Source organism: Arthrobacter sp. CP30 (assembly GCF_053470025.1).
Map to the genome: position 1 here is coordinate 47,315 of NZ_JBQEMM010000009.1, position 17,456 is coordinate 64,770.

8 protein-coding genes are annotated in these 17,456 nt (G+C 66.4%); all 8 read left to right on the forward strand.

Annotated elements, in window-relative coordinates; genetic code table 11:
- Positions 1-188: 188 nt before the first annotated feature.
- The 8 genes from rpoB to rpsJ all read left to right on the forward strand — a co-directional run bounded on the left by rpoB (position 189) and on the right by rpsJ (position 17,447).
- Positions 189-3,698 carry a DNA-directed RNA polymerase subunit beta gene (rpoB, locus tag ACTIMO_RS12490; protein WP_448182608.1) on the forward strand — a complete coding sequence of 1,170 codons (3,510 nt, stop codon included), beginning with the start codon at positions 189-191 and terminating at the stop codon, positions 3,696-3,698.
- Positions 3,699-3,872: 174 nt separating this feature from the next.
- The gene (locus ACTIMO_RS12495; RefSeq protein ID WP_448182609.1) at positions 3,873-7,766 is read left to right on the forward strand and encodes a DNA-directed RNA polymerase subunit beta'; all 3,894 of its coding nucleotides are present in this window, start codon (positions 3,873-3,875) and stop codon (positions 7,764-7,766) included.
- A gap of 436 nt (positions 7,767-8,202) precedes the next feature.
- Positions 8,203-8,577, forward strand: coding sequence for a 30S ribosomal protein S12 (rpsL, locus tag ACTIMO_RS12500; protein ID WP_043440593.1), 375 nt, complete (start codon positions 8,203-8,205; stop codon positions 8,575-8,577).
- 1 nt (position 8,578) lies between these two features.
- Complete coding sequence (gene rpsG / locus ACTIMO_RS12505) at positions 8,579-9,049, forward strand: 30S ribosomal protein S7 (RefSeq protein ID WP_043440595.1); 471 nt, start codon at positions 8,579-8,581, stop codon at positions 9,047-9,049.
- Positions 9,050-9,135: 86 nt separating this feature from the next.
- Positions 9,136-11,250 carry an elongation factor G gene (gene fusA / locus ACTIMO_RS12510; protein ID WP_055768051.1) on the forward strand — a complete coding sequence of 705 codons (2,115 nt, stop codon included), beginning with the start codon at positions 9,136-9,138 and terminating at the stop codon, positions 11,248-11,250.
- A gap of 199 nt (positions 11,251-11,449) precedes the next feature.
- Complete coding sequence (gene tuf / locus ACTIMO_RS12515; RefSeq protein ID WP_055768056.1) at positions 11,450-12,640, forward strand: elongation factor Tu; 1,191 nt, start codon at positions 11,450-11,452, stop codon at positions 12,638-12,640.
- Positions 12,641-12,794: 154 nt separating this feature from the next.
- Entirely contained in the window at positions 12,795-16,670 is a 3,876-nt protein-coding gene (locus ACTIMO_RS12520; protein ID WP_448182610.1) for a hypothetical protein, read from the forward strand.
- 468 nt (positions 16,671-17,138) lie between these two features.
- The gene (gene rpsJ / locus ACTIMO_RS12525; protein ID WP_026531952.1) at positions 17,139-17,447 is read left to right on the forward strand and encodes a 30S ribosomal protein S10; all 309 of its coding nucleotides are present in this window, start codon (positions 17,139-17,141) and stop codon (positions 17,445-17,447) included.
- The last annotated feature ends 9 nt before the right edge of the window (positions 17,448-17,456 follow it).

Sequence of the window (17,456 nt, forward strand, 5' to 3'; positions counted from 1 at the left end):
GTCTTCCCTCTGAACCTCAGCCTTCATATAGCGGTGGGCTTTGCTCTGCTCTCGTCGTTCTACCTGGCCACCTGGTTGGGAATCGCGCGAGCAGACTCCGGTGAGCACTGAGATCCCCGCAGCATCCTGCGGTGGCGGTGCCGAGGCGAGGGCGCTGACAAGCCTGACGGTCTGTGGAAGGATCCCTCTTGGTCGCCCCGAGCACCTCTAATAATGCAACCGCTACCAGCCAGGTCGACGCCGACGGCGCCGCACCCCGGCTCTCATTCGCAAAGATTCACGAACCGCTGGACGTTCCCAATCTCCTTGCCCTGCAGACGGACAGTTTCGACTGGCTGATCGGGAACGAGCGCTGGAAGGCGCGCGTCGAGGAAGCACTGGAGAAGGGCCTGCAGGGTGTGGCCACGACCTCCGGTCTGGCCGACATCTTCGAAGAGATCTCCCCGATCGAGGACTTCCAGGGCACCATGTCCCTGAGCTTCTCCGAGCCGGAGTTCGCCGACCCCAAGTACACGATGGCCGAGTGCAAGGATCGCGACGCGACCTACTCCGCCCCGCTGTACGTCAAGGCCGAGTTCATGAACAACAACACGGGTGAGATCAAGCAGCAGACCGTGTTCATGGGTGACTTCCCCCTCATGACAGACAAGGGCACCTTCGTCATCAACGGCACGGAGCGCGTCGTCGTGTCGCAGCTCGTCCGTTCGCCGGGCGCCTACTTCGAGCGCACCGCCGACAAGACCAGTGACAAGGACATCTTCAGCGCGAAGATCATCCCGTCGCGCGGTGCCTGGTTCGAGCTCGAGATCGACAAGCGCGACCAGGTCGGCGTCCGCCTCGACCGCAAGCGCAAGCAGTCCGTCACCGTCCTGCTCAAGGCGCTCGGCTGGACCGAGGGCCAGATCCTGGAGGAGTTCGGCCAGTACGACTCCATCCGGGCCACCATGGAGAAGGACGCGACGGAGACCCGCGAGGACGCCCTCCTCGACATCTACCGCAAGCTGCGACCGGGCGAGCCCCCCACGGTCGAGGCTGCCCAGACCCTCCTGGACAACCTGTACTTCAACCCGAAGCGCTACGACCTCGCGAAGGTCGGCCGGTACAAGATCAACCGCAAGCTCGGGATCGACAAGGACCTCACGGACTCCGACGCCTCGGTGCTGAACATCAACGACATCGTCGCGATGATCAAGTTCCTGGTGGCCCTGCACGCCGGGGACAAGACCCTCGGCGGCAAGCGCGACGGCGGCGACGTGGAGCTCCGCGTCGAGGTCGACGACATCGACCACTTCGGCAACCGCCGGATCCGCGCCGTGGGCGAGCTCATCGAGAACCAGGTCCGCACCGGCCTGTCCCGCATGGAGCGCGTCGTCCGAGAGCGCATGACGACCCAGGACGTCGAGGCCATCACGCCGCAGACCCTGATCAACATCCGTCCCGTCGTGGCCGCGATCAAGGAGTTCTTCGGAACCTCCCAGCTGTCGCAGTTCATGGACCAGAACAACCCGCTCGCCGGCCTGACGCACAAGCGTCGCCTGTCCGCGCTGGGCCCTGGTGGTCTGTCCCGTGACCGCGCAGGCATGGAGGTCCGTGACGTCCACCCCTCGCACTACGGACGCATGTGCCCCATCGAGACCCCTGAAGGCCCGAACATCGGCCTCATCGGTTCGCTCGCCTCGTACGGCCGCATCAACGCGTTCGGCTTCATCGAGACCCCGTACCGCAAGGTCGTCGACGGCATCGTCACCGACCAGATCGACTACCTGACCGCGGACGACGAGGTGGAGCGCCTCATCGCCCAGGCGAACGCGCCCCTCGATGCGAACAGCACCTTCACCGAGGACATGGTCCTGGTGCGGACCCGTGGTGGTTCGGGCGAGCCCGTGCTCGTCACGCCCGACGAGGTCGAGTACATGGACGTCTCCCCGCGCCAGATGGTGTCCGTCGCAACCGCGATGATCCCGTTCCTGGAGCACGACGACGCCAACCGCGCCCTCATGGGCGCGAACATGCAGCGCCAGGCCGTGCCCCTGCTCCGCTCCGAGCGTCCCCTCGTGGGCACCGGCATGGAGAAGAACGCAGCCGTCGACGCCGGTGACGCCGTCACCGCGACGAAGGCCGGCGTCGTCAAGGAGGTGTCGGCCGACCTGGTCAGCATCCTCAACGACGACGGCACCGAGACGAACTACCCGATCATGAAGTTCGCCCGCTCCAACCAGGGCAACGCGTACAACCAGCGTGTCCTGGTCGCCGAGGGCGACCGCGTCGAGTTCAACACGATCATCGCGGACGGTCCCTCGACCGACCAGGGTGAGCTCGCGCTGGGCAAGAACATGCTCGTGGCATTCATGTCCTGGGAGGGTCACAACTTCGAGGACGCGATCATCCTGTCGCAGCGCATCGTCTCCGACGATGTCTTGACGTCGATCCACATCGAGGAGCACGAAGTCGATGCCCGCGACACCAAGCTCGGTGCCGAGGAGATTACGCGTGACATCCCGAACGTGTCCGAGGAAGTCCTCGGAGCGCTCGACGAGCGCGGCATCATCCACATCGGTGCCGAGGTCGAAGCCGGGGACATCCTCGTCGGCCGCGTCACACCCAAGGGCGAGACGGAACTGACCCCGGAGGAGCGCCTGCTGCGCGCCATCTTCGGCGAGAAGAGCCGTGAGGTCCGCGACACCTCCCTGAAGGTGCCCCACGGCGAGTCGGGCACGGTCATCGGTGTGCGCATCTTCGACCGCGACAACGACGACGAGCTGCCCCCGGGCGTCAACCAGCTGGTCCGCGTCTACGTGGCACAGAAGCGCAAGATCACGGACGGCGACAAGCTCGCCGGCCGCCACGGCAACAAGGGCGTCATCTCCAAGATCCTCCCGATCGAGGACATGCCGTTCATGGAGGACGGCACGCCCGTCGACATCGTCCTGAACCCGCTGGGTGTCCCGGGCCGCATGAACGTCGGCCAGGTCCTCGAGATCCACCTCGGCTGGGCAGCCAAGCAGGGCTGGAAGATCGAGGGTGACCCCGAGTGGATGAAGAATCTCCCGAACCTTCCCCGGGAGATCTCCTCGACCACCGTCGCGACCCCCGTGTTCGACGGCGCCACCGAGGACGAGATCGTCGGCCTGCTGGGCTCCACGAACGTCACGCGTGACGGACAGCGCCTCATCGGCGAGTCCGGCAAGGCGCGCCTGTTCGACGGCCGCTCCGGCGAGCCGTTCCCGGACCCGATCTCCGTCGGCTACATGTACATCCTGAAGCTCCACCACCTGGTGGACGACAAGATCCACGCCCGCTCGACGGGACCGTACTCGATGATCACGCAGCAGCCGCTGGGTGGTAAGGCGCAGTTCGGTGGCCAGCGCTTCGGTGAGATGGAAGTCTGGGCCCTCGAGGCCTACGGCGCGGCCTACACGCTGCAGGAACTCCTGACCATCAAGTCGGACGACATCCACGGACGCGTCAAGGTGTACGAGGCCATCGTCAAGGGCGAGAACATCCCCGAGCCGGGTGTCCCCGAGTCCTTCAAGGTGCTGATCAAGGAAATGCAGTCGCTCTGCCTGAACGTGGAAGTCCTTTCCACCGACGGTACGACGATCGAGATGCGTGACTCGGATGAAGAAGTCTTCCGGGCCGCGGAGGAACTGGGCATCGACCTCTCACGGGCCGAGCCGAGCTCTGTCGAGGAAGTCTAGGTTTCAGGACGCCGTACCGGCGTTCGAACGGGGCCAACGAAATTTCCGCGGCCGCGAGCGGCCTTGAAATATTGAAGGCCCCTTCCTCGAACACCGGTACGGCATCCGCCCGGCTTTCCGCCGCACCCCATAAGACTTCAAGAATTTAGAGAACAAAGAGAGAACAGGGACCCTATGTCCAGCGAATCCTCCTTCGGCCTCATGCGAATCGGCCTTGCCACCGCGGACGAAATCCGCGGTTGGTCCTACGGCGAGGTCAAGAAGCCGGAAACCATCAACTACCGCACGCTCAAGCCCGAGAAGGACGGCCTCTTCTGCGAGAAGATCTTCGGCCCTTCCCGTGACTGGGAGTGCTACTGCGGCAAGTACAAGCGCGTGCGCTTCAAGGGCATCATCTGCGAGCGCTGCGGCGTCGAGGTCACCCGCGCCAAGGTGCGCCGCGAGCGCATGGGCCACATCGAGCTCGCCGCTCCCGTCACCCACATCTGGTACTTCAAGGGCGTTCCCTCGCGCCTCGGCTACCTGCTGGACCTCGCTCCGAAGGACCTCGAGAAGGTCATCTACTTCGCCGCGTACATGATCACCTCGGTCGACGAGGAGAACCGCCACGCCGAGCTGCCCAACCTCCAGGCCGAGCACGACCTCGAGAAGAAGCAGATGACGGACCAGCGCGACTCCGACATCGCCGCGATCGCCAAGGACCTCGAGGACGAGCTCGCCCGCCTCGAGGGTGAGGGCGCCAAGGCTGCCGACAAGAAGAAGGCCCGCGACTCGGCCGACCGCCAGATGGCGAACGTCCGCAAGCGTGCGGACGCCGACATCGAGCGCCTCGTCCAGGTGTGGGAGCGCTTCAAGACCCTCAAGGTCGCCGACCTCGAGGGTGACGAAGGCCTGTACCGCGAGCTGCGCGACCGCTACGGACTGTACTTCGAGGGCTTCATGGGCGCCGAGGCGATCAAGAAGCGCCTCGAGAACTTCGACATGCCGGCCGAGGCCGAGATGCTGCGCGACATCATCCAGAACGGCAAGGGCCAGCGGAAGACGCGCGCCCTGAAGCGTCTCAAGGTGGTCAACGCCTTCCTGACGACGACGAACAGCCCCCTGGGCATGGTCCTCGACGCCGTTCCCGTGATCCCGCCGGAGCTGCGCCCGATGGTCCAGCTCGACGGTGGCCGCTTCGCGACGTCCGACCTCAACGACCTGTACCGCCGCGTCATCAACAGGAACAACCGCCTCAAGCGCCTGCTCGATCTCGGTGCCCCCGAGATCATCGTGAACAACGAGAAGCGCATGCTCCAGGAAGCGGTCGACTCCCTGTTCGACAACGGTCGTCGTGGCCGTCCGGTCACCGGACCGGGCAACCGTCCCCTGAAGTCCCTCTCGGACATGCTGAAGGGCAAGCAGGGTCGTTTCCGCCAGAACCTCCTCGGCAAGCGCGTCGACTACTCGGGCCGTTCGGTCATCGTCGTCGGCCCGCAGCTGAAGCTGCACCAGTGCGGTCTGCCCAAGCAGATGGCGCTGGAGCTCTTCAAGCCGTTCGTGATGAAGCGCCTGGTGGACCTCAACCACGCACAGAACATCAAGAGCGCCAAGCGCATGGTCGAGCGCTACCGCCCCCAGGTGTGGGACGTGCTCGAGGAGATCATCACCGAGCACCCCGTGCTGCTGAACCGTGCACCCACCCTGCACCGTCTCGGCATCCAGGCGTTCGAACCGCAGCTCGTCGAAGGCAAGGCACTCCAGCTCCACCCGCTGGTCTGTGGCGCCTTCAACGCGGACTTCGACGGCGACCAGATGGCAGTGCACCTGCCGCTGAGCCCCGAGGCCCAGGCGGAGGCACGCATCCTGATGCTCTCCTCGAACAACATCCTGAAGCCGTCCGACGGCCGTCCGGTCACCCTGCCCTCGCAGGACATGATCATCGGTCTGCACCACCTCACCACCAAGCGTGAGGGAAGTGCCGGCGAAGGACGCGTCTTCACAAGCGTCGCCGAGGCCATCATGGCGTTCGACATGGGCTCGCTCCACCTCAACTCGGTGGTCCGGATCCGCGTCGACGACTTCGTGCCGAGTGCGGACATCGCCGCTCCCGAGGGCTGGGAGCCGGGGACGCCTGCACTCATCGAGACGTCGCTCGGGCAGGTCCTGTTCAACGAGACCCTTCCCCTGGACTACCCGTGGGTGGAGAAGGTCGCCGACAAGGGCCAGCTCTCGACGATCGTCAACGATCTCGCGGAGCGGTACCCGAAGGTCGTCACGGCGGCGACGCTGGACAACCTGAAGGATGCCGGCTTCTACTGGGCCACGCGCTCGGGCGTCACCGTCGCCATCTCGGACATCTCCGCGCCGATCAACAAGGCCGGGATCATGGAGGGCTACGAGACGCAGGCCGCCAAGGTCCAGTCGCAGTTCGACAAGGGCCTCATCGCCGACGAGGAGCGCCGCCAGGAGCTCATCGACATCTGGAACAAGGCCACCAACGAGGTGGCCGCCTCGATGCGTGCCGCCATGCCGAAGGACAACACCATCAACCGCATGGTGTCCTCCGGTGCCCGTGGTAACTGGCTGCAGGTCCGTCAGATCGCCGGTATCCGTGGCCTCGTGGCAAACCCCAAGGGCGAGATCATCCCGCGTCCGATCAAGTCCTCGTACCGCGAGGGCCTGTCGGTCCTGGAGTACTTCATCGCCACCCACGGTGCCCGTAAGGGCCTCGCGGACACTGCACTGCGGACAGCGAACTCGGGTTACCTGACCCGACGCCTCGTCGACGTCTCGCAGGACGTCATCGTCCGCGAGGACGACTGCGGTACGGAGCGTGGCCTGAAGGTCACGATCGCCGTGCCGAACGCCGACGGTGAGCTGGTGCTGCACGAGGAGGTCGAGAACTCGGCGTACGCCCGTACGCTGGCGACCGACGTCGTCGACGCCAAGGGCGCTGTCCTCGCTGCCGCGGGGTCGGACCTCGGGGACGTCGTCATCGGGGAGCTGTTCGAGGCCGGCATCACGGAGATCAAGGTCCGCTCGGTCCTGACCTGTGAGTCCAGCGTCGGTACCTGTGCCCTCTGCTACGGCCGCTCGCTCGCGACCGGCAAGACCGTGGACATCGGAGAGGCCGTCGGCATCATCGCGGCACAGTCCATCGGCGAGCCAGGTACGCAGCTGACCATGCGTACCTTCCACACCGGTGGTGTTGCCTCGGCCGAGGACATCACCCAGGGTCTGCCCCGTATCCAGGAGCTCTTCGAGGCGCGTACACCCAAGGGTGTCGCCCCGATCTCCGAGGTCGCCGGACGCGTCACCATCGAGGATGCCGAGAAGCAGCTTCGCCTGGTGGTCACGCCCGACGACGGGTCCGAGGAGATCGCGTACCCGGTCCTGCGCCGTGCACGCCTGCTGGTGTCGGACGGCGACCACGTCGAGGTCGGGCAGCAGCTCGTCTTCGGTGCTGTCGACCCGAAGCAGATCCTCCGGATCCTCGGCCCGCGCAAGGCCCAGGAATTCCTGGTGGACGAGGTCCAGCGCGTGTACCGCAGCCAGGGCGTCGGTATCCACGACAAGCATGTCGAGGTCATCGTCCGCCAGATGCTGCGTCGCGTCACCGTGATCGAGTCCGGCGAGTCGGACCTGCTCCCCGGTGAGCTGGCCGAGCGTCGCCGCTTCGAGGACGAGAACCGTCGCGTGGTGTCCGAGGGCAAGAAGCCGGCCTCCGGCCGTCCCGAGCTCATGGGGATCACCAAGGCGTCGCTCGCCACCGACTCGTGGCTGTCGGCCGCTTCCTTCCAGGAGACCACGCGTGTCCTCACGCAGGCTGCAATGGAAGGCAAGAGCGATCCGCTGCTCGGGCTCAAGGAGAACGTCATCATCGGTAAGCTCATCCCGGCCGGAACCGGCCTGGACCGCTACACGAAGGTCACGGTCGAGCCCACGGAGGAGGCCAAGGCGAACCTGTTCACCGGTCCGAGCGCGTTCAGCGACTTCGACTACGCCGGTGTCGAGGGCGGCTTGAGCCCCGAGTTCCACGCGATCCCGCTGGACGACTACGACATGGGCAACAGCGACTTCCGCTAGGACGTCGTCACCGGGAGAACGATCCCGGTGACGCCCGGACCCGAGCCGCACTCCGCGGCCAGGGTCCTCAGGACAGGCCCCGGACCACACGGTCCGGGGCCTGTCCTGGTGTGGGAGGACCGAGCCGGAGGACGGGGAAGAGCCGGAGGGAACGGGGGAGCGCACGGGTCGCCGTCGGACCTCTGGTAGACTGGACGGTAATTGTTTGTGTGGCAGTGGATTGGCGTTGCGAAACGTATCTCCGTGTTGTACGTAAGTTGTACAGCGAATGCCACTTTTTCGCACGCCTACAGTCGTTCTGCGGCAGCTTGTCGGTCGGCGTCGCGCCAAACGACTGATCATCCCGGACTCCGGGTGGCACGGCCCCGAGAGGTGGCCGCCACCGCGGAGAAGGGCGACAGAGATCTCATCTTCAGACATTACGGAGAACACGAAAGTGCCTACGATTAACCAGCTGGTCCGCAAGGGCCGGACACCTAAGGTCTCCAAGACCAAGGCGCCCGCACTGAAGGGCAGCCCCATGAAGCGCGGCGTCTGCACCCGCGTCTACACGACCACCCCGAAGAAGCCGAACTCGGCGCTCCGCAAGGTGGCCCGCGTGCGCCTCAACGGCGGCATCGAAGTCACCGCCTACATCCCCGGTGTCGGTCACAACCTTCAGGAACACTCCATCGTGCTCGTGCGCGGCGGTCGTGTGAAGGACCTTCCCGGTGTCCGCTACAAGATCGTCCGTGGCGCGCTGGATACCCAGGGCGTCAAGAACCGCAAGCAGGCTCGCAGCCGCTACGGCGCAAAGATGGAGAAGAAGTAATATGCCACGTAAGGGCCCGGCCCCGAAGCGGCCGCTCGTTGTAGATCCCGTCTACGGCTCCCCCCTGGTCACGCAGCTGATCAACAAGGTGCTCGTCGACGGCAAGAAGTCCACCGCAGAGCGCATCGTGTACGGTGCCCTCGAAGGTGCCCGTGCCAAGTCCGGCGGCGACCCCGTCGCAGCGCTCAAGAAAGCCATGGACAACGTGAAGCCGACCCTCGAGGTCCGCTCACGCCGCGTCGGTGGTGCAACCTACCAGGTGCCCGTCGAGGTCAAGCCCGGTCGTTCGACCGCGCTGGCCCTGCGCTGGCTGGTCGGCTACTCCAAGGCCCGCCGCGAGAAGACGATGACCGAGCGCCTGCAGAACGAGATCCTCGACGCGTCGAACGGTCTCGGTGCCGCAGTCAAGCGCCGCGAGGACACGCACAAGATGGCCGAGTCGAACAAGGCCTTCGCACACTACCGCTGGTAGCAGCACTGCCGGGCGGGTCGTGACCCCAGGGTCACGATCCGGCCGGCGCTCCAGCTGAACTCCATTCTCGTCATAAGGGAGACACCGTGGCACAGGACGTGCTTACCGACCTCAACAAGGTCCGCAACATCGGCATCATGGCCCACATCGATGCCGGCAAGACCACTACTACCGAGCGCATCCTGTTCTACACGGGTGTCAACCACAAGATCGGCGAGACGCACGACGGCGCCTCCACCACCGACTGGATGGAACAGGAGAAGGAGCGCGGCATCACCATCACGTCTGCCGCCGTGACCTGCTTCTGGGAGAACAACCAGATCAACATCATCGACACCCCCGGACACGTCGACTTCACCGTCGAGGTGGAGCGTTCGCTCCGCGTGCTCGACGGCGCCGTCGCGGTGTTCGACGGCAAGGAGGGCGTCGAGCCCCAGTCCGAGACCGTCTGGCGCCAGGCCGACAAGTACGAAGTCCCCCGCATCTGCTTCGTCAACAAGATGGACAAGCTCGGCGCGGACTTCTACTTCACCGTGGACACGATCATCAGCCGCCTCGGCGCCAAGCCGCTCGTGCTGCAGCTCCCCATCGGAGCCGAGAACGACTTCGTGGGCGTCGTCGACCTGCTCTACATGCGTGCTCTCGTGTGGCCCGGTGACTCCAAGGGTGACGTGACGATGGGTGCCAAGTACGAGATCCAGGAGATCCCCGCGGATCTCAAGGAGAAGGCCGAGGAGTACCGCGCGGCCCTCGTCGAGACCGTCGCCGAGTCCTCGGACGAGCTCATGAACAAGTACCTCGAAGGCGAAGAGATCTCCGTCGAGGAACTCAAGGCCGGCATCCGCAAGATGACGATCAACTCCGAGCTCTACCCCATCCTGTGTGGCTCCGCGTTCAAGAACCGCGGCGTGCAGCCGATGCTCGATGCTGTCATCGACTACCTGCCCTCACCGCTGGATGTCCCCCCGATGATCGGTCACGATCCCCGGAACGAAGAGGTCGAGCTGACGCGCAAGCCGAGCACCGAGGAGCCGTTCTCGGCCCTCGCGTTCAAGGTCGCCACGCACCCGTTCTTCGGACAGCTGACCTTCATCCGCGTCTACTCCGGGCACGTCACCGCCGGCACGCAGCTGGTGAACTCCACCAAGAGCAAGAAGGAGCGCATCGGGAAGCTCTTCCAGATGCACGCCAACAAGGAGATCCCCGTCGAAGAGGCTTCGGCCGGGCACATCTACGCGGCGATCGGGCTGAAGGACACCACCACCGGTGACACCCTCTCCGACTCGTCGAACCAGATCGTGCTCGAATCGATGAGCTTCCCGGCACCCGTGATCTCGGTGGCCATCGAACCGAAGACGAAGGGTGACCAGGAGAAGCTCTCGACGGCCATCCAGAAGCTCTCGGCCGAGGACCCGACGTTCCAGGTGTCCCTCAACGAGGACACCGGGCAGACGATCATCGCCGGCATGGGCGAGCTCCACCTGGACATCCTGGTGGACCGCATGCGCCGCGAGTTCCGCGTGGAGGCCAACGTGGGCAAGCCCCAGGTCGCCTACCGCGAGACCATCCGCAGCAAGGTCGCCAAGCACGACTACACCCACAAGAAGCAGACGGGTGGCTCGGGTCAGTTCGCGAAGATCCAGATCGCGATCGAGCCGATGGAGGTCGAGGAGGGCGTCATGTACGCCTTCGACAACAAGGTGACCGGTGGCCGCGTGCCGCGCGAGTACATCCCGAGTGTCGACGCCGGCATCCAGGATGCGCTGAACGACGGCGTGCTCGCCGGCTACCCGGTGGTCGGGATCAAGGCGACGCTCCTCGACGGCGCGTACCACGACGTCGACTCCTCGGAGATGGCGTTCAAGATCGCCGGTCGTATGGCGTTCAAGGAGGCCGCACGCATGGCCAAGCCCGTTCTGCTCGAGCCGCTGATGGAGGTCGAGGTCCGCACCCCTGAGGAATACATGGGTGAAGTCATCGGTGACCTCAACTCCCGCCGTGGCCAGATGCAGTCGATGGAGGACGCCAGTGGCGTTAAGGTCATCACCGCTCACGTGCCCCTCTCGGGCATGTTCGGATACATCGGTGACCTCCGGTCGAAGACCCAGGGCCGTGCCGTCTACTCGATGAAGTTCGACAGCTACTCGGAGGTCCCGAAGGCAGTGGCCGACGAGATCATCCAGAAGACGCGCGGCGAGTAACACCCGGAGACGGGAACCACGGAGAGCGGGGCGGCCTGCCACAGGCAGCCCGATCCGCTCTCCCGCGGCCGGACCACGCGGTCCCGGCGGTAACCAGCAATTTCATCAAAACCAAAAGCCCCCAGTAGACTTGCATGAGTTTCAGCCGCGAACAGCGTGGCTGGGAAGCAATTCTTCTCAAACGTTCTAGGAGGAACCCGTGGCGAAGGCAAAGTTCGAGCGGACTAAGCCGCACGTTAACATCGGCACCATCGGTCACGTCGACCATGGAAAGACCACGTTGACGGCTGCCATTTCGAAGGTGCTGTACGACAAGTACCCCACTCTCAACGAGCAGCGTGACTTCGCGTCGATCGACTCGGCTCCCGAGGAGAAGCAGCGCGGCATCACGATCAACATCTCGCACGTCGAGTACCAGACCGAGAAGCGCCACTACGCACACGTAGACGCCCCCGGCCACGCCGACTACATCAAGAACATGATCACCGGTGCTGCGCAGATGGACGGTGCGATCCTGGTCGTCGCCGCCACTGACGGCCCCATGGCGCAGACCCGCGAGCACGTCCTGCTCGCACGCCAGGTCGGCGTACCCTACCTGCTGGTCGCGCTCAACAAGTCCGACATGGTCGACGACGAGGAACTCCTCGATCTCGTCGAGATGGAGGTGCGTGAGCTCCTCAGCTCGCAGGGCTTCGACGGTGACGACGCTCCTGTCGTCCGCGTCTCCGGCCTGAAGGCCCTCGAAGGCGACGCCGAGTGGGTCAAGTCCGTCGAGGACCTCATGGAAGCCGTTGACAACAACGTTCCTGACCCCGTGCGTGACAAGGACAAGCCGTTCCTCATGCCCGTCGAGGACGTCTTCACGATCACCGGTCGTGGAACCGTCGTCACGGGCCGCGCCGAGCGTGGAACCCTCGCCATCAACTCCGAGGTCGAGATCGTCGGTATCCGTCCGGTCCAGAAGACCACGGTCACCGGTATCGAGATGTTCCACAAGCAGCTCGACGAGGCATGGGCCGGCGAGAACTGTGGCCTCCTGCTCCGCGGCATCAAGCGTGAGGACGTCGAGCGCGGCCAAGTCATCGTGAAGCCGGGTTCCATCACCCCGCACACCGACTTCGAGGCCAACGTCTACATCCTGGCGAAGGACGAAGGCGGGCGTCACAACCCGTTCTACTCGAACTACCGCCCGCAGTTCTACTTCCGCACCACGGACGTGACCGGCGTCATCACCCTCCCCGAGGGCACCGAGATGGTCATGCCCGGCGACAACACCGAAATGACGGTCGAGCTCATCCAGCCGATCGCCATGGAAGAGGGCCTCGGCTTCGCGATCCGCGAAGGCGGCCGCACCGTCGGTTCGGGACGTGTCACGAAGATCATGAAGTAACATCGCTCCACCGGAGACCGGCTTGAGCCGGTGATCCACGAAGGGCCCCCGCTGTCTCGACAGTGAGGGCCCTTCGGCGTTCCGGGCGGGACAGACCCCTACACTTGCCGGAGGACGCACAGGCGTGGGTCCGAAGTGGGGGAGTGCAGTGGGTGTGATCCTTGTTCTGGTCCTGGTGGTGTTCCTCGGCGCGTTCGTCGGCGTCGGCTGGTTCCTCGGCGCACGGAGCGCACGTCGGGCGGGAAGCTGGCCGCGGGATGTACCGCCGCCGGCCGTCGTGTACGGGGAGGGCTTCGAGGCCGGCTACCGGGCGGCCCAGGAGGCGCAGGCTCCCCTCGGAGCGGAGGGAGGCCCCGGAGCGTCGGGCCGTCCGCTGCAGGCCTGGGCGCCAGCGCCCGCGTCGGCGCCGCCCGCGCCTCCTCGGACCGGGTCGTCGTTGTCCGTCCCGACCGTCCCAACCGTCCCGACCCCGACCGGGCAGGCCTCGCCGATCGGGCCGCCCGCGGCGTCCGCGCCGCCCGCTCCGGCTCTGACCGGACGGCCCGCTCCGCTCGGACCACCCGCGCCGCCGTCCACCGAAGACCTGGCAGCAGCGAAAGCCGCGCGGGACCTGCGCGCGATCAACATCGCGCTGTACTCGGCAAGCCTCCTGCTCGTCGCTGCAGGAGGACTGTTCATCGGGGCCGCGGTGCCGGGTCCGGCACGCGCCGTGACGATCTGTGCGGTCGTCGCGCTGTTCTACGTCGGCGGCGTGATCCTCCACGACCGGTTACCCCGATTGCGTCCCGCTGCAGTGGCGTTCGCGGGCACCGGGCTCGCCCTGCTGCCGGTGGCTGGTGTGCTGTTCGGTGTCCTGACCGACGAGGGGCCCCTGGCCTGGTTCGGCACGGCACTGATCGGGACCGCCGCCTACCTCCTCGCCGCCGTCCGCCTCCAGAGCCGGGTGGTCGCCTACCTGAGCATCCCGTTCCTCCTGTCGATCGCGTTGTCCTCGGTGTCGCTGATCGGCGGCGCGCTCATCTGGTACTTCACCTGCTCCATCGGTGTGGCGGCGCTGCTCGCCGTGCTGGCTCATCCGGCTCCCCGGTGGATGCCCGAGGTACTCACGCGCGCGGTGCTCGACGCGCACCGTGTCCTGACACCCTTGGCCCTCGGTGCGTCCCTCCTGCTCGGCAGTCTTCTGGCGCCGGGCGAGCGTGCACTCCTGTGGGTCGTCGCGGCCGTCCACTACGCTGCCCTTCTGGTGTTCGTCCCTGTGTCGAAGACCGTGCACTTCTACGCGACGCGTCTGATCGCGACACTGGCAGCCGTCCTCATCCTGGCGGCGCTGGACCTGCCCTTCCTCTGGGCCGTCATGGTCCTGGCGCTCTGCCTCGCCGTGCAGGTGGCCGGAGCCCTTGTGCTTGCAGCACCACTGCGTCGGCTCCTCACCCCGGGTGCGAGACCGTCCCCGGTCCCGCCCGGCGCGGGCCCAGGGGGAGCCCACACCGCCGCAGGCCCGGCCCCGACCACCTCGGTCGGCGGAGAGATCGACCCGCAAGAGCGCGCGCAGGCCCGGTACCGCCGGGATGTCCTGGTGACATTCGCACTCGCCGCCCTGGCGGCCGCCGTCGTGGCGTCCCCGCTCCGGGGCGACGGACCCGACGGCCCCGATGTCCTGGTTCCCGTGCTCCTCGTGCTTGCCCTCGGCCTGTGGATCGCCGTGCGCTTCGGGGGAGCGGCGGAGGTGCTGGTGCTGCCGGGCGTCCTGCTCGCGGTGATCGCGCCGGGCGAGTCGCCGTGGCGCGCCGAGCTGGTACTGGCACTGTCCGTCGGATACTTCCTGCTCCGGGCGCGAGCTGCAATGCCCGTGCTGCGCGAGCGTTTCCTCCTCGCCGCACGGGCGGGCGGCGTCCTCCTGCTGCCGGTGGCGGTGATGGTCCACCTGCGCACGCTGGAGCTTCCCGACGCCCGACTGGGGGAGCTCGCCCTCCTCGCCGTGGTCCTGGGGGCGGTCGCGAACCACCTGGCCGAGGTGGTGCGGACCCGTGCGATGCGTGCAACCCCGTACAGCCCGTGGGTCATCTGCACCTCGAGTGTCATCTCGCTCGTGGCAGCGCTCGTCGCCGCGGCGGATTCAGGAGTAGGACCGGTCACCGCGATCGCCATCTGGACCACCGTCGCCGCCGGCCTCCTGACGACGCTCCTGCTGCCGCTCGTGGAGGAGAGCACGTCGACGCAGCCGACCGGGGGACCGGTCACCCAGCAGGGTGGACCGCGGGCCCCGCGCCCGGTGCTGCAGGGGTGGTACGTCGAGGCGGCCGGTCCGGTCTCCCTGATCGTTGCGGCATGTGCGTGCGCCGCCGCGGGCTTCGGGTACCGCACCTTCGAGGTCCTGCTCGCGTGCGCCGTCGTGCATGGTGGCTTGACGGCACGGCGTGCCATCGATCACCGCCGCCGCGGTGCCTATCTGCTCGCGGCGCAGATCGCCTTCACCGTGCTCACCGCACTCGTGTCCAGGGATCTGGACCTCACCGTGCACGGCGTACTGACCGTCGTGGCCGTCGGCATAGCACTGCAGGAGATCGTCCGCGTGATCATCCGACGGCGGCTCCGGGACCTCGGTCTGCAAGCGTCGTCGGCCTGGCTGAGCACCGCGGCACTGGCAGCACTGCCCCTGGCGTACTCGGTGCTGGCGGGTCCGACAGTCCAGCTCGGGGTCATCGTGGTGCATCTGGCTCTGCTGCTGGTCGTCTCCGTCATCCTGTTCACCGTCCAGCACAGGACGGCTGCCGCCTACCCTGCCCTGTACGCGCTGGCTGCCTCGATCGCCGTCCTGGCGGGTGGGCTGGAAACAGCACCGCAGGGATGGCTGCCCCGGGCGCCACTGGCGATGTGGGGCGGAGCACTGCTGGCGGCTGCCTTGCTCCTCGCCCTCGTCGTCGTGGGGGTGCGTTCCGGGGAGGAACGCCGAAGGCTCCCCCTCCGGGTGGGAGCGGGACTCTTCGCCCTCGAGGCAGGCCTCTTCTCGTTCGCGGATGGCGGCTGGGACCGGGTCATCGTCGCGGCGGCCGTCGCCGGCGCCCTCTTCGCCTTCTCGCGCGTCGACCGCCTCCCCTGGCTCGACGGGATTGCCGCCCTCGCGGTCATCGTCCTCTCCACGGCCTTCATCCAGGAAGTCACGCTGGACATGGGGGGTCCAGCCGGATCAGCCGTGATGCAACTGCTGGTCGGCGCAGTCCTGGCAGCAGGCCTCCTGTACCTCGCCCGGGATCTGCTGGCCATGGATGATCACGGCGAGCTCCGCTACCGGATCCTCGGTTCGACGGCGCTCTGCTGGGCTGCCGTGGCCTCGCTGGTCGCTACGGTGCCCCATCAGGAAGCCATTGCCGGGTCGGTGGTCCTCGGAGTGGTGGCTGTCCTGGCGGTGCGCGAGGTGCCGGCGCCACGGCGGCCGGTCGCCGCGGAACTGGCGTTCCTGGTACTCGTCGCCGCGGCGCAGCGCATCACCTGGGCGGTGTCGGGCGGCATCACCTTCTTCTGGGCGGCGCAGTGGTGGGTGGTCGCCCTCGCGGTTCTCGTCGCCTACTCGTTCCTGCGCGGCAGCGCCCGGCGCGGGCCGCTCTGGCTGTCCGCAGGGGCCGTCGTGCTCTCCGGGACCGCACTGCTGACCATCACCGGCGGAACCGCGGGTGCGCAGGTCTGGGCACTCTGCGGTCACGTGCTGCTCCTGGCGGCGGGTGTCGCGCTGTCCCGCCGGCTCTTCAGCATCTGGGGAGCCGTCGGAATAGTCCTCGCCCTGCTGTGGTTCCTGCGGGGGTACACCTTCCTGCTGCTCACCGTCGCAGCGCTCGCGCTGCTCGCCTTCGCGGTCTGGAAGCTCAACAGCCAGACGCGGGGGAGCGAGGCCACCGCTCCTGTCCAGCCCGGGCCACCCGAGGTCCCGGCATGGGATGACGGTGGCGAGGGTCCGGCGCGGCCGGGCGGCGGGCAGGCCGCACCGGACGCCGTGCAGCCGGCCGGCAGGCCGGGCCGGGAGCCCCAAGCGTGACGGGCCGGTGTCCGTCCCGTCCTGATCCTTGCAGCATGGTCCGCGCCTCGCTCGCGCCCTCCCTCACCGTCCGGGCACGATGCGGGTGTGACGGATCACGGTGCGGCACTTCCCCGCCGGTTCGCAATCATCCCGGCGATCTGCGACACTAAATAAGTTGTTCAAGCGCCAGCGTGCGCGGTCTGAGACCTCATCCCGGTCAGGATAATGCCTGATGCAGGGGTCAGATCCACCGTTCGGTATGGCCCAAAGATAAAATCCACCCCGTTCGGCTCGTCCGGAACAGCGGACCGTGTGTGTCAAGGAAGTGCGACACGCCCGAGCGCGGGGGTCGGAGTCCCGGCAGGGTGAGGAACCCGGATCCATCCGGATTCAGTCTGTTCGGGGAGCGTCGCGCAACGGACGCAGGAAATGTACGTACGTACCGGAACTGCCCAGGCAGTTATGTAGAGAGAGAGTCGAGACGCCATGGCGGGACAAAAAATCCGCATCCGGCTGAAGTCATATGACCACGAGGTCATCGATGTTTCAGCCCGGAAGATCGTTGAGACGGTGACGCGCGCAGGCGCAACGGTAGTGGGCCCCGTGCCCCTGCCCACGGAGAAGAACGTTTTCGTTGTCATCCGGTCCCCGCACAAGTACAAGGACAGCCGTGAGCACTTCGAAATGCGTACTCACAAGCGCCTGATCGACATCATTGATCCCACGCCCAAGGCCGTCGATTCGCTGATGCGTCTCGACCTGCCTGCGGACGTGAACATCGAAATCAAGCTGTAAGGGAGAGCG